Genomic DNA, 18,506 nt, shown 5'->3' with positions numbered 1-18,506 from the left:
GCCCCCCGGCCGCCGACCGATCAGGCGGTGGCCGAAACCACCGCGCGTGCCGCCCGGGCGATCTCGCGCTCCTCGTCCGTGCCGACCACGCAGACCGCGACCTCCGCGCCGTCCGGTGAGATGAACCGGTCACCGCTGCCCACGTTGCGCTCCGGGTCGACGGTGATGCCGAGCCGTTCCAGCCCGGCCAGCGCCGCCGCGCGTACCGGTGCCGCGTGCTCGCCGACACCGGCGGTGAAGGTGACCGCGTCGACCCGGCCGAGCAACGCGTAGTACGCCCCCACGTAGCCGGTGATCCGCCGGCAGTAGACGTCGAAGGCGAGCGTCGCCGCCTCGTCCCCGGCCGCCCGCCGGGACAGCACCTCCCGCATGTCGTTGACGCCGGATAGCCCGAGCAGCCCGCTGCGGTGGTTGAGCAGGTCGTCGATCTCGTCCACGCCCAGTCCGCCCTCGCGGCGCAGGTGGAACACCACGGTCGGGTCCAGGTCGCCGCTGCGGGTGCCCATCACCAGCCCCTCCAGCGGGGACATTCCCATCGAGGTGGCCACGCTGCGTCCCTGCGCGACCGCGCACGCGCTGGCGCCGTTGCCCAGGTGCAGGGTGATCGTGTTGACCTCCGCGTACGGGCGGTCCAGCAACTCGGCGGTACGCCGGGAGACGTACGAGTGCGAGGTGCCGTGGAAGCCGTACCGCCGGATGCCGTACCGCTGCGCGACGTCCCGGTCGATCGCGTACGTGGCGGCGGAGTCGGGCAGCGTGTGGTGGAACGCGGTGTCGAAGACGGCGACCTGCGGCACCTCGGGCAGGACGGCGCGCGCCTCGGCGATGCCGGCGAGGTTGGCCGGGTTGTGCAGCGGTGCCAGCGGCACCAGGTCGGTGATGGCGGCCAGCACCGCGTCGTCCACCAGCGTCGGCGCGGTGAACCGCCGGCCGCCGTGCACCACCCGGTGCCCGACCGCGGTGAGCCCGGTCAGGTCCAGCCCGGCCAGGATCCGCCGGACCGCCCCGGCATGGTCGGGCGCGTCGCCACCGGCCTCACCGACCCGCTCGACGGTGCCCTTGTCGAGCACCCGGTCACCGTCGTACAGCCGGTACTTGACCGAGGACGACCCGCAGTTCAGCACCAGCACCTTGTCGGTCATCAGGCACCTCCGGGTGGGGGAGCGTCGGTGAGGGCGGCGGCCTGGATGGCGGTGATCGCCACGGTGTTGACGATGTCCGGCACGGTGGCCCCTCGGGACAGGTCGTTGACCGGCCGGCGCAGGCCCTGCATGACCGGCCCGACGGCCACCGCCCCGGCCGAGCGCTGCACCGCCTTGTACGTGTTGTTGCCGGTGTTCAGGTCCGGGAAGATGAAGACCGTCGCGCGGCCGGCGACCGTACTGTCGGGCAGCTTCGTCGCCGCCACCGCCGGGTCGATCGCCGCGTCGTACTGGATCGGACCCTCCACGGCCAGGTCGGGCCGGCGTTCGCGGACCAGCGCGGTGGCCGCCGCGACCTTCTCCACGTCGGCACCGGCGCCGGAACTGCCGGTCGAGTACGACAGCATCGCCACCCGGGGCTCGATGCCGAACCGGGCCGCGGTGTCGGCCGAGGAGATCGCGATGTCGGCGAGCTGGGCGGCGTCCGGGTCGCGGTTGACCGCGCAGTCGCCGTACACCAGCACCCGGTCGGCGAGCAGCATGAAGAAGACGCTGGAGGCGACGGAGACGTCCGGCAGGTTCTTGACGATCTCGAAGGCAGGGCGGATGGTGGCGGCGGTGGTGTGGGTGGCGCCGGAGACCATGCCGTCGGCGTGACCGGCCCACACCATCATGGTGCCGAAGTAGTTCGGCTGGGCCACCACGTCGTACGCCAGCTCGACGGTGACGCCCCGGTGGGCGCGCAGCTTCGCGTACGCCTCGGCGAACTCGTCCCGCCACTGACTGGTCGCCGGGTCGACGATCGTGGCCCCGGTGATGTCGACGCCCAGTTCCCGGGTCCGCCGGGCCACGTCGTCGGGTCGACCGAGCAGGGTGAGGTCGGCCACGCCCCGGTGCAGCAGGATCTCGGTGGCCCGCAGGATCCGTTCGTCGGTGCCCTCGGGCAGCACCAGGTGGCGGCGCTGGGCGCGGGCCCGGTCGATCAGGTCGTACTCGAACATCAGCGGGGTGACCCGCTCCGAGCGGGTGACCGCGAGCCGGCGGGCCAGTTCGTCGGTGTCCACGTTGGCCTCGAAGGCACCGAGGGCGGCCTCCACCTTCCGGGTGTTGGCCACGCTGGGCCGTCCCTCGATCCGGCTGGACGCGGCGACCGTGTCGTAGCTGTCGCTGGTGACACTGAGCACCGCCAGGCCGGTGTTCAGCCCGTCGAAGAGGCGCAGGGCGCGCGGGTCGGGTTGTTCGCCGAGGGTGAGCACCAGCCCGGAGATCGAGACCTGGCCGGAGACGTGCGCGGCACCGGCGGCCACCAGCAGGTCGTCCCGGTCGCCCGGCGTGATCACCAGGCAGCCGTCGGTCAGGTGTTCCACGAGCGTCGGTACGTGGGCCGCGCCGACCACGTAGTCGAGCACGTCGCGACCGAGCGCCGCCTCGTCGCCGGTGAGCAGTGTCGCGCCGAGTGCGGCGGCCACCTCGGCCACCGTCGGCGCCGACACGGTCGGCACCTCCGGGATGGCGTACGCCGGCACCGGCAGGTCGGGCAGGTCCATCGGCTCGGGCACCCGGTTGGCGATGACCGCGAGCACCGTCGCGCCGAGGTCCACCAGGTCGTGGTACGCGCCCCGGGCCGCCGCCGCGATCGCCTCCGGTGACTGGCCCTGCCCGTCCACGACCGGCACCACCACGCTGCCGAACTCGGTCGCCAGCCGGGCGTTGAAGGCGAGTTCCCGTGGCGTGGTCCCGTCGCCGGAGTCGGCGAAGTCGCTACCCACCACTACGACGGCCGGGCACTGCCGCTCGACCGCTCGGTAGCGCTGCACCACCCTGGAGATCAATTCTTCCCGCCGTCCGTCTGATACCAGCGCCGTGGCCTCGGCATATGTGGCTCCGGCCAGGTCGGACGGGTTAACCTGCACGCGATAGCGCTCGCTGAGCAGGGCGAGGATGTGGTCGGGCCTGGTCGACGGCACCAGCGGCCGGAACACGCCGATCCGTTCGACCTGCCGGGAGAGCAGCTCGGCGAGACCCAACGCGATGGCGGATTTGCCGCCGCCGGATCCCACGCTGGTGAGGTAGACGCTGCGAGCCATGCGGCCAAACCTACTCGGTCCGATTGGTTGCCTTCGGACAACCACCTAGGGGTGGTTCGGCCCGTTTTCGCATGTCAGATGGGACACTTGGGCGAGAATGTGAGAGGTTTTCACGTTTAGACTCGCGCAGGTGGAGGGACCAACACAGCTCATTCCTGTCGCCCCGGAACCATCCCCCGTCTTCGTCGATCCGAGTGGCCGTCGCCGCCGATGGTTACGGCGGACCGCGTACGCCCTCGGCCTGGCCGGGGTGGCGTACACCATGATGGTCGGCATCAGCTTCGCCGGCGGACCGGTCCGTCCCGACACGATCATCCCGTTCGTCGAGCCCGCCGAGACCTGGGAGGCGCCGCCCGTCTCCCCGGCCCCCTCGCCCAGCCGGTCGACCTCACCGACACCGTCGCCCACCCAGGTCACGCCGCAGCTCCCGGTGCCTCCCTCCGCCACGCCCGGCACCGGCGCGACCTCCAGCAGTCCCACCCCCACCCCCAGCCCGTCCCGCACGACGACGGCGCCGACCAGCCCCCGTCCCAGCGGGACGCCGGCGGCCAGCCCGTCCCGGAGCACCCCGCCGTCCAGCACCCCTCCGCCGAGCAGCCCGACGCCCACGACAACGCCGTCGCCGGAACCGAACGACACGAATGAGGCGACCGCTCCCTGATGAGCCACCCGTACCCGCCCCGCCGACCGGCACACACGCCCCCCACCCGTACCTCCGAACGACCCCGACAGCACGCCCGGCCGGGTCCGACCGCCCGCGCCCGACGGTTCATCCCCCGTCCGAGCTGGACCGTGTACGCCATGGTCTTCGTGCTGCTCGGCGGCATCCTCTTCGTCCAGGCGTACGCCAACGGCTCGTTCATCCCGGACTACCGGGCGGAGAACACCTTCGGCAGCGGCCAGGACGACGTCCCCGACGAGATCCTCGAAGGCGGCCCGATCGTCAACACCACCGCCGACCGGCCGCAGTCGTACCGGCTGCCGGCGCGGACCATCGCGTTGACCTTCGACGACGGCCCCGACCCGGTCTGGACCCCGGCCGTGCTGGAGGTGCTGGAGAAGCACCAGGTCCCGGGCACCTTCTTCGTCCTCGGCAACCAGGTGGTCCGCAGCCCCGACCTGGTCCGTGAGCTGGCCGAGAAGGGGCACGAACTGGGCGTGCACACCTTCACCCACCCGCACCTCACCCAGATCCCGGGGTGGCAGCGGCGGATGGAGTACACCCAGACCCAGCTCGTCATCGCCGGGGCCACCGGCCAGAGGTCCAACCTGCTGCGGTTCCCGTACTCGTCGCGGGCGGACGCCTTCGTCGACCAGGACTGGCCGCTGCTGCAACAGGCCGGTGAGCTCGGCTACCTCAGCGTGGTCAACGACCTGGACAGCCGGGACTGGGAGCGGCAGGGCCCGGAGGGGATGATCGAGCGGACCGTACCGGAGGGCTACTCCGGCGCGGTCACGCTCTGGCACGACTCCGGCGGCGACCGCTCGCAGACCGTCGAGGCGCTGGACCGGTACATCCCGATGATGAAGGACCGGGGATACACCTTCACCACGATCAGTGAGGGGTTGAACCGGGCGCTGGCCGAGGCCGGTGCCACCGGGACCGCGGCCGGGCCGACCGAGGCGACGTTCAGCGAGCGCTGGCGCGGGCAGATGCTGATCATGGCGGTGCGCGCCGCCGACGGCACCTTCGTCCTCTTCGGCGTGCTCTTCGTGCTGGTCGGGACGCTCACCATCGGGCGGACCGTGCTGCTGTTCGTGCTGGCGCGGCGGCACGCGCGCAAACGACGCCGCAAGGGCTTCGCCTGGGGGCCGCCGGTCACCGAACCGGTGTCGGTGATCGTGCCCGCGTACAACGAGAAGGAGGGCATCGCCGAGGCGGTCCGCTCGCTCGCCACCGGCGACCATCCCGGCGGCATCGAGGTGGTGGTGGTCGACGACGGGTCGACCGACGGCACCGCCGACATCGCCGCCGGGCTCGGCCTGCCGAACGTACGGGTGGTCCGCAAGCCCAACGGCGGGAAGCCGAGCGCGCTGAACACCGGCGTGGCCCTGGCCCGACACGACCTGATCGTGATGGTCGACGGGGACACCGTCTTCGAGCCCGACGCGGTCCGTCGCCTGGTCCAGCCGTTCGGCGACCCGCAGGTGGGTGCGGTGGCCGGGAACGTCAAGGTCGGCAACCGGCGCAGCATGATCGCCAAGTGGCAGCACATCGAGTACGTGATCGGCTTCAACCTCGACCGCCGGCTCTACGAGACGCTGCGCTGCATGCCGACCATCCCCGGCGCGATCGGCGCGTTCCGTCGCGAGGCGCTGGAGTACGCCGGTGGGATGACCGACGAGACGCTGGCCGAGGACACCGACATCACCATGGCTCTGGGCCGCGCCGGCTGGAAGGTGGTGTACGAGGAGAGCGCCCGCGCCTGGACCGAGGCGCCGGCCAGCTTCGGGCAGTTGTGGAAGCAGCGCTACCGGTGGAGCTACGGCACCATGCAGGCGATGTGGAAGCACCGCCGCTCGGTGCTCGACAAGGGCGCGTCCGGCCGGTTCAGCCGCCGCTGCCTGGCCTTCCTGACGCTGTTCGGGGTGCTGCTCCCGTTGACCGCCCCGGTGATCGACCTGCTCGCGATCTACGGCCTGATCTTCCTGAACCGCACCGAGACGGCGCTGGCCTGGGCCGCCATGCTGGGGTTGCAGTTCCTGACCGCGATCGTGGCGTTCCGCCTCGACAAGGAGAAGCTCGGCGTTCTCTGGGTGCTGCCGTTGCAGCAGTTCGTCTATCGCCAACTGATGTACCTGGTGCTGCTCCAGTCGGTGGTCACCGCGTTGACCGGCGGCCGGCTGGGCTGGCAGAAGCTCAAGCGGACCGGACTGGCACCTCCCGGCGGCCCGGCGGGTACGCCCTCGCCGGTGCCCGCTCCGGCCGCCCCCACCGCCCAGCGGGTACGCCGCTGACCTGCGGCCCGCCGCCGCCCGCCCAGCCCGGTGGACGCCCCTGACCTGCGCCCTGCCGCTGCCCACCAGGCCCGGCGAGCGGGCGTGTGGGGAGCGGCGGCGGGTGTGTCAGTCGGCGCGTCGGGCGAGGCCGAGCGCGTACTCGGGCCACCAGACGCCGCTCTCCGGCTCGCCCGGGCGGCAGGCACCGTCGGACTCGCCCGGGTACTTGACCCAGAGCAGGGCGTCGACCCGGTCCAGGCCGGTGTCGGTGGTGGGGTCCGCGCCGAGCGCCCGGCCCGGCGGGTTGCACCAGCTCGGCGCGGAGCGCACGGTCTCGCCCGGGTACGCACCCCGGCCGTTGCGGCTGGTGTCGATGACGAACGTGGTGGTGCCGCCGAGGGCGTCGGAGATCTCGTGGCCGTAGGTCACGTTCTGCGGCGTGCCGACGAAGTTGGCCACGTTGAGCGCGAAGCCGTCGGCCTCGGTGACACCGGCACGGCGCAGCGCCGCCGCCAGCCGGGCGCGGTCGGTGATCCAGCCGGGATGCCCGGCGTCCAGATAGATCCTGGCGCTGCCGGTGCTGCCCAGCACCGTCACCGCGTCCCGCAGCAGGTCCAGCCGCTCGTCGACGTCGTCGACGCAGCGGTCCACGGCGTCCGGCACCGCGCCCGGTTCCACCACGATCGTGACCGGACGTCCCTGCACACCGGCGGCCACCCGCCGGATCCAGTCCTGGTACGCCCCGGCCGACTCGGCACCGCCCTGACCCTGCCGCCCGCAGTCGCGCTGCGGGAGGTTGTGGGTGACCAGCACCGGCGTCTGGCCGGAGCGGCTGGCACCGGCGAGGAACTCCGACACCTCCGCGGTGACCGTGGCGGAGTCGCCGACCAGCCACCGGGCGGTCGGGCGGGTGCTGATCCGGCGCAGCGTGGCGGCGTCCTCGTCCCGGCCCTCCTGCGCCCACTCGGTGACCTGCCAGGACGCCGCGCCACGCGGGTCGACGTAGAAGACCGGCGGCAGCGGCGGTGACGAGCGGTCGGCGCTGACGGTCTCCGTCGGCGGACGCTCGGGTGCCTCGTCGCCGCACCCGGTCAGCAGAACGGTCAGCGCGATCCCCACCACCAGGGCAGGGCGGCGGGAGCTGCGAAGCATGGCCGCCACCATACCCGCCATCCCGGCCGGTCCGGACCTGGCCTACCAGGGCTTTCGTCGGCGCGGATGCCCGCTGTCGGGGCGATCCGGCCGCGTGGCGGGTCGGTGGCGGTTCCGGCGACTACTCGTCGTCGGGGTCGTCGAGCCGGGCGAGCCAGGTGGCGAAGCGCTCGATCGGGGTCTCGAACTCGGGATTGAGGTCGACGAAGTCCCGCAGCCGCTCGCCGAGCCACTCCAGGGTGACGTCCTCGTCCCCCCGGCGCTGGACCAACTCCTCGATGCCACGGTCGGTGAAGTACATCAGGTCTCCTCGGACATGCTCACCGGGGCGGGCCACCGTCTCCGATGGCCCGCCCCGGTGTTCGCGGTCGGTGCGGTCAGGGGCGGGGCAGCGCCGCCTCGATGAGCGCGTTCTGCTCCACCTCGTGCATCTTCGCCGAGCCGACGGCCGGGGCGGCGGCGGCCGGGCGGGAGATGCGACGCAGGCGGACCCCGTCGAGGTGCTCCAGCAGGTTGAGCGCGACGAACGACCAGGAGCCCTGGTTGGCCGGCTCCTCCTGCACCCAGGCGAAGTCCTCCGCGTTCGGGTACTGGGCGAGTGCGGCGCGGATCTCCTCCACCGGTATCGGGTAGAGCTGCTCCAGCCGGATCAGCGCGGTGTCGGTGACGCCGCGCTCCTGCCGGGCCTGGAACAGGTCGTAGTAGACCTTGCCCGAGCAGAGCAGCACCCGCTTGACCTGATCGGCGGCGGGTGCCGCCTGGTCGGCCAGGACCGGTGCGAAGGTGCCGGAGGTGAAGTCCTCGACCGAGGAGACACAGAGCTTGTGCCGCAGCAGGGACTTCGGCGTGAACACCACCAGCGGCTTGCGCTTCGGCGAGAGCGCCTGGCGACGCAGCAGGTGGAAGTAGTTCGCCGGGGTGGTCGGGATGGCCACCCGCATGTTGTCCTCGGCGCAGAGCTGGAGGAACCGCTCGGGACGGCCGGAGGTGTGGTCCGGGCCCTGTCCCTCGTGGCCGTGCGGCAGCAGCAGGGTGACCGCGGAGCGCTGGCCCCACTTCACCTCGCCGGAGGAGATGAACTCGTCGATCACCGACTGGGCGCCGTTGACGAAGTCGCCGAACTGGGCCTCCCAGCAGACCAGCGCGTTCAGGTTCTCCACCGAGTAGCCGTACTCGAAGCCCATCGCGGCGTACTCGGAGAGCAGCGAGTCGTGCACGAAGAGGCGGGACCGCTCGCCGTCGCCGGTCAGCGACTGCAACGGCAGGTAGTCGTCACCGGTCTCGGCGTCCACGATCGAGGCGTGCCGCTGCACGAAGGTGCCGCGTCGGGAGTCCTGTCCCGCGAGCCGGACGGTGACCCCGTCGTGCAGCAGTGCCCCGAAGGCGATGATCTCGCCGAAGCCCCAGTCGATGTTGCCCTCGACGGACATCCGCGACCGCCGGTCGAGCAACTGCTGGATCCGCTTGTGCGGGGTGAAGCCGTCCGGCAGGTTGACGTGCGCCTCGCCGATGGCCTTGACCACCGACGCGTCGGTGGCGGTCTCCACCTCCGGCTCCGGCTCGTCCTGCCGGGCCGGGCGGCTGACCTGACGCGGGCTGCTGGCCGCGTCGCGGGTGGCCTTGAAGACCCGCTCCAACTGCGCCTGGTAGTCGCGCAGCAGCTCCTCGGCGTCCTCCACGGTGATGTCACCCCGCCCGATCAGCTCCTCGGTGTAGAGCTTGCGGACCGAGCGCTTCGAGTCGATGATCTTGTACATCTGGGGGTTGGACATCGAGGGGTCGTCGCCCTCGTTGTGCCCGCGCCGCCGGTAGCAGACCAGGTCGATCACGACGTCCTTGTTGAACGTCTGGCGGTACTCGAAGGCCAGCCGGGCGACCCGGACCACGGCCTCGGGGTCGTCCCCGTTCACGTGGAAGATCGGTGCCTGGATCATCCGGGCCACGTCGGTGCTGTACAGGCTGGACCGGGAGTACTCCGGGGCGGTGGTGAAACCGACCTGGTTGTTGACCACCACGTGCACCGTCCCGCCGGTGCGGTAGCCGCGCAGCTGGGAGAGGTTGAGCGTCTCGGCCACCACACCCTGACCGGCGAAGGCGGCGTCGCCGTGCACCGCCAGCGGCAGCACGGTGTAGCCCTCCAGCTTGAGGTCGATGCGGTCCTGCTTGGCGCGGACGATGCCCTCCAGCACCGGGTCGACCGCCTCCAGGTGCGACGGGTTCGCCACCACCGAGACCTTGACCGAGTGGTCGCCGTCCGGGGTGGTGAACTTGCCGTTCTGGCCCAGGTGGTATTTCACGTCACCGGAACCCTGGGTGGAGCGCGGGTCGAGGTGCCCCTCGAACTCCGAGAAGATCTTCTCGTACGGCTTGCCGACGATGTTGGCCAGCACGTTGAGGCGGCCCCGGTGGGCCATGCCGATCACGACCTCGTCCAGGTCGTTCTCGGCGGACGCCTCCAGCACCTCGCCGAGCAGCGGGATCAGCGACTCGCCGCCCTCCAGCGAGAAGCGCTTTTGGCCGACGTACTTGGTCTGCAGGAACGTCTCGAACGCCTCGGCGGCGTTGAGCCGGTTCAGCACGTGCTTCTGCTCGTCGGCCGGCGGCTTCTCGTACTTGCGCTCGACCCGCTCCTGGATCCAGCGGCGCTCGGCCGGGTCCTGGATGTGCATGTACTCGATGCCGACCCGGCGGCAGTACGAGTCGCGCAGCACCCCGAGGATCTCCCGCAGCCGCATCCGCTGCCGACCGTTGAAGCCGTTCACCGGGAAGGTGCGGTCCAGGTCCCACAGGGTCAGCCCGTGCTGGAGGACGTCCAGGTCGGGGTGCTTGCGGATCTTGAACTCCAGCGGGTCGGTGTCGGCCATCAGGTGGCCCCGGACCCGGTAGGAGTGGATCAGCTCGTGCACCCGCGCGGTCTTGTTGATCTGCCCTTCGCTGTCGACCGCGACGTCGCGCATCCAGCGCACCGGCTCGTACGGGATGCGCAGCGAGGTGAAGATCTGGTCGTAGTAGCCGTGCTCGCCGAGCAGCAGCTCGTGCATGACCTTGAGGAACTCGCCGGACTGCGCGCCCTGGATGATCCGGTGGTCGTAGGTGCTGGTCAGCGTGATGACCTTGCTGACCGCCAGCTCGGCCAGGGTGGCTTCGCTCATGCCCTGGTACGGCGCCGGGTACTCCATCGCGCCGACGCCGATGATCGCGCTCTGGCCCTGCATCAGACGCGGCATCGAGTGCACGGTGCCGATGCCGCCGGGGTTGGTCAGCGAGATGGTGGTGCCGGAGTAGTCGTCCATGGTCAGTTCGTTGCGGCGGGCACGCCGGACGACGTCCTCGTACGCCTGCCAGAACTGCCGGAAGTCCATCTGCTCGCAGCCCTTGATGGACGGCACCACCAGGGTCCGGCTGCCGTCGGGCTTGGCCAGGTCGATGGCGATGCCCAGGTTGACGTGCTCGGGGCGGACCATCGCCGGCTTGCCGTCGACCTCGGCGAAGGAGTTGTTCATCTCCGGGTGCGCGACCATCGCCCTGACCAGCGCGTAGCCGACCAGGTGAGTGAAGCTGACCTTGCCACCACGCCCCCGGGCGAGGTGGTTGTTGATCACGATGCGGTTGTCCACCAGCAGCTTGGCCGGCACCGCGCGCACGCTGGTCGCGGTCGGCACGGCCAGCGAGGCGTCCATGTTCTGCACGATCCGGGCGGCGACGCCGCGCAGCGGCGTGGTCTGCGGCCCGGTGGCGGTCGGGGCGGACTTCGGCGGGGCGGACTTCGTCGCGGTCGCCTTGGCCGGTTCGGACTTGGCGGCCGGCTTGGCCTTCGCCGGAGCCGTGGACTTGGCCGGAGCCGGCTCGGCCTTGGTCGCGGGGGCGGCCTTGGCGCTCGGCTCGGCCTTGGCCGGGGTCTTCGGGGCGGATTCGGTGGTGGTGGCCTGGCCGTCACCGTCGGCGGAGCGGGCCTTGCCCGCACCGGGCCGGTAGTCGGCGAAGAAGTCGTGCCAGGCCGGGTCGACGCTGCTGGGATCAGCGAGGTAGCGCTGGTACATCTCCTCGACGATCCACTCGTTCGGGCCGAAACCCGCCAGTGGGTTCTCCTGCGAAGTCTGCTGGGTCGACACGGCCGGTAATCGCCTCTTTCACGCGGGTTTGGTGTGTCACGCGGTGTCCGTCCGCGCCAGGACGAGCGCACACAGGACGGATCCAAGGCTACGCCGTACTGATCGCCGAGGCATTTCCACCTCCGTCCCGTGGTCCGATTCACAGAAGATGCCAGAAGTTCCGTAAGCCCAGCGTGTCGCCCTGCTAGCTGCTATGACACAGGCCCGGTCCGACCGGCTCGTCGCCGATCGGACCGGGCCCGGCCCGGTCGCTGCGGTGCCTGCGAGATCAGGAGATGTCGCGACGCCGAGTAATCAGGATGCCGACCACGCAGCTCGCCACGGCGTAGCCGATCAGCACCACCGCGCCGACCCACCAGGAGGGCAGCATCTCGTTCTCACCTGGGGTGATCATGATTTGGGAGGCCGCCGCAGGCCAGATCACCTGCCACTTGATCACGGCCATGCTGTCCAACAGGTTCGACAGCAGGAGGAACAGCAGACCGACAACTTGTGTACCAATTAGGTAAAGCACCGAGGCGGTGATCACCGCGCCGAGCTGGTTGGTGATCAGAGTGCCGATGCCCACGCCCAGCACGGTCCAGATGGCGTACGCCATCAGGTTGAGCAGCAGGGCCCGTTGGACCTCCCACTCGCCGAGCATCGTGCCGTGGTCGTTGAGGCTCAGGAACACCGCTCCGGCAGCGAGGTCGATCACCGTGGTCACCAACCAGAACGCGAAGCCCAGCAGGCTGGCCGCGATGAGCTTGCTGACGATCACCGCGGTCCGCCGCGGGGTGGCCAGGAAGGTGGTGGTCGCGGTCTGGTGGAAGAACTCGTTGGTGACCATCAGGATGCCGATCAGCATCACGAACATCAGGCCGAGGTACTGACCCGAGGTGTAGATGTTCGCCGCCTGGGCCGGCGCGGAGGCGGCGTCGCCGGTGTAACCGAACTCCTCCCCGCCACCGCTGAGCGTCTCGTTGGCCAGCCAGGCGTTGAACGGGAAGGCCATGGCGATCGACAGGAACGCCGCGAGCGCCAGCCACCACCAGGTGCTGGTGGTGCGGATCTTGAGCAGTTCGGCGCGGACCAGGTTGCTCATCGGATGCCCGCCTTTCCGGCCGTCAGCTCCAGGAACACGCGTTCCAGGTCGGGGCGTTCGGTGCTCAGCTCGTGCAGCTCGACCCCGGCGGTCAGCGCCGCCCGGCCCACCGTCGGGGCGTCCACCCCGCCGATCAGCAGCGCGCCCTGTTCGTCGACCTGCACGGTCGCCGGTCCACCGGCCAGCGCCGCGGTCAGCGCGTCCGCCTGCGGGGTGCGGACCCGGACCCGGGCCCCCTGTTCCATCGACCCGATCACCTGCTCGACCGGTCCCTGCCGGACGAGCTGTCCGGCCGCGATGATCACCACGTCGTCGGCGAGCAATTGCATCTCCGACAGCAGGTGACTGGAGACCAGCACGGTGCGGCCCTCGGCGGCCAGGCCCTTGAGGAACCCGCGCATCCACCGGATGCCCTCTGGGTCCAGACCGTTGGCCGGCTCGTCGAGGATGAGCACCCGGGGGTCGCCGACCATCGCCGCGGCGATGCCGAGGCGCTGCTTCATACCCAGTGAGTAACCCTTGAACTTGCGCTTCGCCGCCGGGGTCAGGCCGACCATGGCGAGCGCCTCGTCGGCCCGCTGCCGGGGCAACCCGGCCGCCGCGCAGATCACTCGCAGGTGGTTGATTCCGGTACGCCCCTTGTGCGCGCTGGACGCCTCCAGCACCGCGCCGACGTGCCGCAGCGGGTCGACCAGGTCCGGGTACCGGCGGCCACCGATGGTGGCGGTGCCGGCGCTCGGGGTGACCAGGTTCAGCAGCATCCGCAGCGTGGTGGTCTTGCCAGCGCCGTTCGGACCGAGGAAGCCGGTGACCCGGCCCGGCTCGATCGTGAACGACAGATTGTTGACCGCCAGCATGTTGCGGTACTGCTTGGTCAGACCGGAGACCACGATCTGCGCGTCGTTGGTGGGGCGTGACTGCCCGTCGGACATCATTCTCCTCCCGTGGCGCCGGGGTGCGCCGTTGCACAGCGTGACGGTAGTGGTCAAGCAAATCAATCGGGCGCGTTCCGGAGATCGTGCTCCGTCCCAGGCATGAGCTGCCTCATCCCCAGGTACGACCCGATCGACGGTCGTCCTACACCGCGATCCAGGTGGCCCGGGCATGGGCCAGCAGATCACCGTCTGCGGTGTACAGGCCGGTGTGCACCAGCGCCTTGCGTCCTTCGGTGACGATCACCACACCGGTCACCACGCACTCGGTGCCCGGCTCGGGCAGTGCCTCGACCCGCGCGGCGATCCGCCCGAGCAGATACGGCCGGTCCGCGCCGAGCACCGTCCATCCGCCCGGGCAGTCCAGCGCGGCCCAGACCGTGGCCACGCCCACCTGCTCCGGCACCCGCCACGGCGCGGCCGTCCGGCCGCCCGGCAGCGGCCCGGGGAAGATCCGCAGGCCGTCGGCGCGCTCCGGGCCGCAGACGAAACAGCCGGGGAACGGGTGGTCGACCAGACCCGGGTACGCCGTCGAGGCGGACCGGGCGGTGGCCGGGTCCACCGCCGACGCCACGACGTCGAACGGCTCGGCGGGACGGACCTGCGCGACCACCTCGCCGGCCGGGTCGTGCACCCGGCCCTCGGTCGACGTCAGCGGTGTGTCCAGCGGCGGCGGTCGACGCAGAGTCACCTCCACCGGACCGGACCCGCCGTACGCCGAGGCGAAGACGCCGGCACTCCACCCGCCGTTGCCGGAGCCGGGCGGCCCGTTGTAGCGCGCCTCGATGATCATCGGACTCCTCCCGCCGCGCCCGGCCCCGTCGCCGGGCACACACCCCGCAGCCTCGCACGATTCCCGGGCCGGACCGGGCGGCGGGTCGGCCACCGGTCGCCCACCGGCGTTCACCGGATCGACACCGGTCGCCACCGGAGCCGGCAACCCATCGGGCGCTACACAGAGGGCATGGCTGTTCTGCCCGCCGCGGACGTACCTCTGACGACCAGCGGCTACACCCTCTCGATCGCCGACGGACCCCGCCAGGTCGAGGCCGCGCAACGCCTGCGTCACGAGGTGTTCGCCGGTGAGCTGGGCGCGACCGTCGCGCCGGACACACCCGGCCTGGACACCGACGCCCTCGACCCGTACTGCGACCACCTGCTGGTGCGCCAGGAGCACACCGGGGCGGTGGTCGGCACGTACCGCCTCCTGCCGCCGGGCCGGACGGACCGTCGCTACGCGGCGGGGGAGTTCGACCTGGCCCCGCTCGACCCGCTGGACGGGCACCTGGTCGAGGCGGGTCGGTCCTGCGTACACCCGGACCACCGCACCGGCGCGGTGATCAACCTGATGTGGGCGGGCATCGCCCGCTACCTGCACCTGCGCGGCCTGCGCTGGCTCGGCGGCTGTGCCTCGGTGCCGGTGGCCGACGGTGGCCTGGCCGCCGCCGCGGTGTGGGCCCAGGTCCAGTCCCGCCACCTGGCGCCGCCGCCGCTGCGGGTCCGCCCGCTGCGGCCCTGGTTCGCCGAGCCGGGCGTGCCGCGCACGCCGGTGGAGGGCACGGCCGGGCTGATCCCGCCGCTGCTGCGCGGATACCTGCGGCTCGGCGCCTGGGTCTGCGGTGAGCCGGCGTACGACCCGGACTTCGGGGTGGCCGACTACTACGTGCTGCTCGACCTGAACCGCATGAACCCCCGCTACCTGCGGCACTTCCTCGGCGGTCGACCGTGACCGCGCTCGCCCACCCGCTGTGGCGGCCCGGTTCCGCCTGCGGCCCGGACTGCCTGCCCCGCGCCGACGAGACTCCCACCGTCCCGGTGGCCCGACGGTTGCTCCGGGCCGTTGCCCTGCTCGGCATGCTCGGGCTCGGTGTCGGGGTGGCCGTGCTGCTGCCGCTGCTGCCCGCCCGCGAGTGGTCGGCGTTGACCCGCGTCTGGGCGCGGGCCACGGCCCGGGCCTGCGGGGTACGCCTGCGGGTGCGTGGGCGGCTGCCCCGGCGGCGGGTCCTGCTGGTCGCCAACCACGTCTCCTGGTGGGACGTCCCGGCGCTGCTGGCGGTCGCGCCGGCCCGGCTGGTGGCCAAGCGTGAGGTCGCCCGGTGGCCGCTGGTGGGCCTGCTGGCCCGCGCGGCGGGCACGGTCTTCGTGGACCGCACCCGCCCGCGCCGCCTACCGGCCACCGTGGACCGGGTGGCGGCGACGCTGCGGGCGGGCCGCTCCGTCGCGGTCTTCCCGGAGGGCACCACCTGGTGCGGTACGGGTGCCGAATGTCGCCCCCGCACCGGCTTCCGGCCGGCGATGTTCCAGGCCGCCATCGACGCCGGGGCACCCGTGGTGCCGCTGCGGATCGGCTACCGGCTCGGTGCCACCGGTACGCCCACCACGGCACCGGCCTTCCTCGGCGAGGAGAGCCTGCTGCGGTCGATGTGCCGGGTGCTCGCCCTGCGGGAGCTGACCGTCACCGTGGAGATCGCCGCGCCGCTCTACCCGACCCCGACCGCCGACCGTCGGGCGCTCGCGCGGGTCGCCGAATCGGCGGTGCATCTCGTACCGTCGTCGGCGGCTGCGCCGCCCGCCGCGCCGGTGCCGGTGCGGCCGGTCCGGACGCCACCGCAGCTCGTGGTCGGACCCCCGCCCACCGGTACGCCCGGACCCGAGTTGCCGCTGGCCGCCTGAGCCGCCTGCTCACAGGGTTTTTTCAGTGACCGCCCAGCATGGGCGCAGCGACTGCACGGATGATGGGCGGCATGGCGGCTACCCAGACCGAGGCCCGACTACTCGTCGTCGAGGACGATCCCAACATCCTCGAACTGCTCTCCGCGAGCCTGCGGTTCGCGGGTTTCGACGTGGCCACCGCCACCAGCGGCAGCGCGGCGCTCAGCGCGGCCCGGGATCACCGGCCCGACCTCGTGGTGCTCGACGTGATGCTGCCGGACCTAGACGGCTTCGAGGTGATCCGGATGATGCGCGAGGGCGGCACCCGTACGCCGGTGGTCTTCCTCACCGCCCGGGACGCCACCGACGACAAGATCCGGGGACTGACCCTCGGCGGCGACGACTACGTCACCAAGCCGTTCAGCCTGGAGGAGCTGACCGCCCGGATCCGGGCGGTGCTGCGCCGCACCAGCACCGGCGAGCAGGCGCCCGCCCGCCTCACCTTCGCCGACCTGGAGCTGGACGAGGAGACCCACGAGGTGTACAGGGCCGGTCAGCGGGTCCAGCTCTCGCCGACCGAGTTCAAGCTGCTGCGCTACCTGATGCTCAACGCCAACCGGGTGCTGTCCAAGGCGCAGATCCTCGACCACGTCTGGAACTACGACTTCCGGGGCGACGACAACATCGTCGAGTCCTACATCTCCTACCTTCGGCGCAAGGTCGACACCACCGAGCCCCGGCTCATCCACACCCTGCGGGGGGTCGGGTACGTGCTCCGCAAGCCGGCGGCGTGAACCCGGTACAGCAAGGCAAGACCCGACTCCGCTCGGTATCGCTGCGGGTCAAGCTCGTCGCGGCCGTACTCGCGTTGGTCGCCGCCGCGCTGCTGGTGATCGCCTCGCTGACCACGATCTTCCTCCGCAGCTATCTGGTGGACCAGGTGGACGCCGAGCTGCGAGGTGCCGCCCTCACCATCGAGACCGCCGTCATCGCGCAGCAGGGCACGGTCGGCATCCCGACCGACTACCTGGTGGTCTTCACCAACCGCAACACCGGCCTCGTGGAGGGGGTGGGGTTCGACACCCGGCGGTTCGACTCCGCCGACGTACCGGCCTGGCCCAACGACGCCGCCGGGTTCGAGCGGCTGGCCGGAGAGCCGTTCACCACCCGTGCCCGGGGCAGCGAGGTGCGCTGGCGGATGCTCTACACCGAGCTGCCGAACGGGCAGTGGGCGGTGATCGGGCAGCACCTCACCGACGTCGAGATGGCGGTCAAGCGGCTGATCCTGATCGACCTGCTGGTCGGTGGAGCGGTGCTGATCCTGCTCGCCTCGATCGGCGCGGCCATCGTCCGGACCAGCCTCAAACCGTTGGTGGAGATCGAACGTACCGCCGCCGCGATCGCCGGTGGCGACCTCAGCCGCCGGGTGCCCGACCCCGAGTACGGGCAACCCTGTCCCACCTCGGAGCTGGGTCGGTTGTCCCGCGCGCTGAACGCGATGCTCAGCCAGATCGAGATGGCCTTCACCGCCCGTGCGGCGTCCGAGTTCGCGGCCCGTTCCGCCGAGTCCGCCGCGCGGGAGGCGGCGGAGGCGGCCCGTGCCTCCGAGGCGCGGTCCCGCCGGTCGGAGGAGCGAATGCGGCAGTTCGTCGCGGACGCCTCGCACGAGCTGCGGACCCCGCTGACCACGATCCGGGGCTTCGCCGAGCTGTACCGGCAGGGTGCGGCCCGCGCTCCCGAGCAGACCTCCGACCTGCTGCGCCGGATCGAGGACGAGGCGTCCCGGATGGGCCTGCTGGTGGAGGACCTGCTGCTGCTGGCCCGGCTGGACCAGGAGCGGCCGTTGTCGCTCGCCCCGGTCGAGCTGCCGGTGCTGGCCACGGACGCGTTGGAGGCGGCCCGGGCGACCGCACCGGACCGACGGATCGAGCTGGAGATCGAGCCGGGTTCCGGGCCGCTCGTGGTGCGCGGCGACGACGCCCGGCTGCGGCAGGTGATCGGCAACCTGATGACGAACGCGGTGCGGCACACCCCGCCGGAGGCGTCGGTGACGCTGCGGCTGCGTGCCGAGCCGGGCGACCTGGCGGTGATCGAGGTCGCCGACACCGGGCCGGGGCTCACCGGCGAGCAGGCGGAACGGGTCTTCGAACGCTTCTATCGAGCGGACGCCTCGCGGACCCGGCGGACCGGAACGTACACCGGCACCGGTCTCGGGCTGGCCATCGTCGCGGCCCTGGTGTCGGTGCACCAGGGCAGCGTGGAGGTGACCGACACGCCGGGCGGGGGCGCCACCTTCCGGGTCCGGCTGCCGCTGGCCCCCGCCACGGACATCGATGACGAATGATTTTCAGCGAACGCTCAGGCCCGGCTAAGGCGGATCGCAGTGCGATGGGTAAAGGTAGAGG

At 71.6% G+C, this 18,506-nt stretch carries 14 protein-coding genes; 6 read left to right on the top strand and 8 right to left on the bottom strand.

The window, feature by feature from the left end; all coding sequences use genetic code 11:
• Positions 1 to 20 precede the first annotated feature (20 nt).
• A complete protein-coding gene (locus tag ABT008_RS00940; protein ID WP_350692547.1) occupies positions 21 to 1,142 on the bottom strand; it encodes an acetate/propionate family kinase in 1,122 nt (373 codons plus the stop codon).
• Positions 1,142 to 3,229 carry a phosphate acetyltransferase gene (gene pta / locus ABT008_RS00935; RefSeq protein WP_350692546.1) on the bottom strand — a complete coding sequence of 696 codons (2,088 nt, stop codon included), beginning with the start codon at positions 3,227 to 3,229 and terminating at the stop codon, positions 1,142 to 1,144. The genes ABT008_RS00940 and pta overlap by 1 nt, the downstream gene beginning before the upstream one ends.
• Positions 3,230 to 3,359: 130 nt before the next feature.
• On the opposite strand from pta, the gene ABT008_RS00930 reads away from it, so the two are divergent.
• On the top strand, positions 3,360 to 3,890 hold the full coding sequence (locus ABT008_RS00930; protein WP_350692545.1) for a hypothetical protein: 531 nt from the start codon (positions 3,360 to 3,362) through the stop codon (positions 3,888 to 3,890).
• Positions 3,890 to 6,187 (top strand): bifunctional polysaccharide deacetylase/glycosyltransferase family 2 protein, encoded by a 2,298-nt coding sequence (locus ABT008_RS00925; RefSeq protein WP_502890310.1) that lies wholly within the window; start codon positions 3,890 to 3,892, stop codon positions 6,185 to 6,187. The genes ABT008_RS00930 and ABT008_RS00925 overlap by 1 nt, the downstream gene beginning before the upstream one ends.
• Positions 6,188 to 6,295: 108 nt before the next feature.
• Here the strand turns inward: ABT008_RS00925 and ABT008_RS00920 are convergent, their stop codons facing one another.
• The 6 genes from ABT008_RS00920 to ABT008_RS00895 form a co-directional block, all read right to left on the bottom strand.
• Positions 6,296 to 7,321 carry a glycoside hydrolase family 6 protein gene (locus ABT008_RS00920; protein WP_350692543.1) on the bottom strand — a complete coding sequence of 342 codons (1,026 nt, stop codon included), beginning with the start codon at positions 7,319 to 7,321 and terminating at the stop codon, positions 6,296 to 6,298.
• Positions 7,322 to 7,442: 121 nt separating this feature from the next.
• Entirely contained in the window at positions 7,443 to 7,622 is a 180-nt protein-coding gene (locus ABT008_RS00915; protein WP_117226038.1) for a DUF6104 family protein, read from the bottom strand.
• A 76-nt stretch (positions 7,623 to 7,698) separates the two neighbouring features.
• Positions 7,699 to 11,433, bottom strand: coding sequence for a multifunctional oxoglutarate decarboxylase/oxoglutarate dehydrogenase thiamine pyrophosphate-binding subunit/dihydrolipoyllysine-residue succinyltransferase subunit (locus tag ABT008_RS00910; RefSeq protein ID WP_350692542.1), 3,735 nt, complete (start codon positions 11,431 to 11,433; stop codon positions 7,699 to 7,701).
• 268 nt (positions 11,434 to 11,701) lie between these two features.
• Positions 11,702 to 12,517 (bottom strand): ABC transporter permease, encoded by an 816-nt coding sequence (locus ABT008_RS00905; RefSeq protein ID WP_350692541.1) that lies wholly within the window; start codon positions 12,515 to 12,517, stop codon positions 11,702 to 11,704.
• Positions 12,514 to 13,449, bottom strand: coding sequence for an ABC transporter ATP-binding protein (locus ABT008_RS00900; protein ID WP_350692539.1), 936 nt, complete (start codon positions 13,447 to 13,449; stop codon positions 12,514 to 12,516). The genes ABT008_RS00905 and ABT008_RS00900 overlap by 4 nt, the downstream gene beginning before the upstream one ends.
• Before the next feature lie 145 nt (positions 13,450 to 13,594).
• Positions 13,595 to 14,242 carry a hotdog fold domain-containing protein gene (locus tag ABT008_RS00895; protein WP_350692537.1) on the bottom strand — a complete coding sequence of 216 codons (648 nt, stop codon included), beginning with the start codon at positions 14,240 to 14,242 and terminating at the stop codon, positions 13,595 to 13,597.
• 171 nt (positions 14,243 to 14,413) lie between these two features.
• On the opposite strand from ABT008_RS00895, the gene ABT008_RS00890 reads away from it, so the two are divergent.
• From ABT008_RS00890 to ABT008_RS00875, 4 genes are all read left to right on the top strand, one after another.
• The gene (locus ABT008_RS00890) at positions 14,414 to 15,178 is read left to right on the top strand and encodes a GNAT family N-acetyltransferase (RefSeq protein ID WP_350692536.1); all 765 of its coding nucleotides are present in this window, start codon (positions 14,414 to 14,416) and stop codon (positions 15,176 to 15,178) included.
• A complete protein-coding gene (locus ABT008_RS00885) occupies positions 15,175 to 16,122 on the top strand; it encodes a lysophospholipid acyltransferase family protein (protein ID WP_350692534.1) in 948 nt (315 codons plus the stop codon). The genes ABT008_RS00890 and ABT008_RS00885 overlap by 4 nt, the downstream gene beginning before the upstream one ends.
• Before the next feature lie 71 nt (positions 16,123 to 16,193).
• Complete coding sequence (locus tag ABT008_RS00880; protein WP_137780828.1) at positions 16,194 to 16,895, top strand: response regulator transcription factor; 702 nt, start codon at positions 16,194 to 16,196, stop codon at positions 16,893 to 16,895.
• Positions 16,892 to 18,445: a HAMP domain-containing sensor histidine kinase gene (locus tag ABT008_RS00875; protein WP_350692533.1), complete on the top strand. Its 1,554-nt coding sequence runs from the start codon at positions 16,892 to 16,894 to the stop codon at positions 18,443 to 18,445. Before ABT008_RS00880 ends, ABT008_RS00875 begins: the two co-directional genes overlap by 4 nt.
• The last annotated feature ends 61 nt before the right edge of the window (positions 18,446 to 18,506 follow it).

The organism is Micromonospora sp. NPDC002389 (assembly GCF_040296095.1).
In the GTDB taxonomy this organism is placed as follows: Bacteria; Actinomycetota; Actinomycetes; order Mycobacteriales; family Micromonosporaceae; genus Micromonospora.
Note: the sequence above shows the minus strand (reverse complement) of the source record. Positions and strands in the feature narration are given on the sequence as shown.

Coding starts and splice junctions, on each gene's coding strand:
- ABT008_RS00925 (WP_502890310.1), top strand. CDS start 3,890: ATGAGCCACCCGTACCCGCCCCGCCGACCGGCACACACGCCCCCCACC.
- ABT008_RS00890 (WP_350692536.1), top strand. CDS start 14,414: ATGGCTGTTCTGCCCGCCGCGGACGTACCTCTGACGACCAGCGGCTAC.
- pta (WP_350692546.1), bottom strand. CDS start 3,229: ATGGCTCGCAGCGTCTACCTCACCAGCGTGGGATCCGGCGGCGGCAAA.
- ABT008_RS00900 (WP_350692539.1), bottom strand. CDS start 13,449: ATGTCCGACGGGCAGTCACGCCCCACCAACGACGCGCAGATCGTGGTC.
- ABT008_RS00920 (WP_350692543.1), bottom strand. CDS start 7,321: ATGCTTCGCAGCTCCCGCCGCCCTGCCCTGGTGGTGGGGATCGCGCTG.
- ABT008_RS00905 (WP_350692541.1), bottom strand. CDS start 12,517: ATGAGCAACCTGGTCCGCGCCGAACTGCTCAAGATCCGCACCACCAGC.
- ABT008_RS00915 (WP_117226038.1), bottom strand. CDS start 7,622: ATGTACTTCACCGACCGTGGCATCGAGGAGTTGGTCCAGCGCCGGGGG.
- ABT008_RS00880 (WP_137780828.1), top strand. CDS start 16,194: ATGGCGGCTACCCAGACCGAGGCCCGACTACTCGTCGTCGAGGACGAT.
- ABT008_RS00895 (WP_350692537.1), bottom strand. CDS start 14,242: ATGATCATCGAGGCGCGCTACAACGGGCCGCCCGGCTCCGGCAACGGC.
- ABT008_RS00940 (WP_350692547.1), bottom strand. CDS start 1,142: ATGACCGACAAGGTGCTGGTGCTGAACTGCGGGTCGTCCTCGGTCAAG.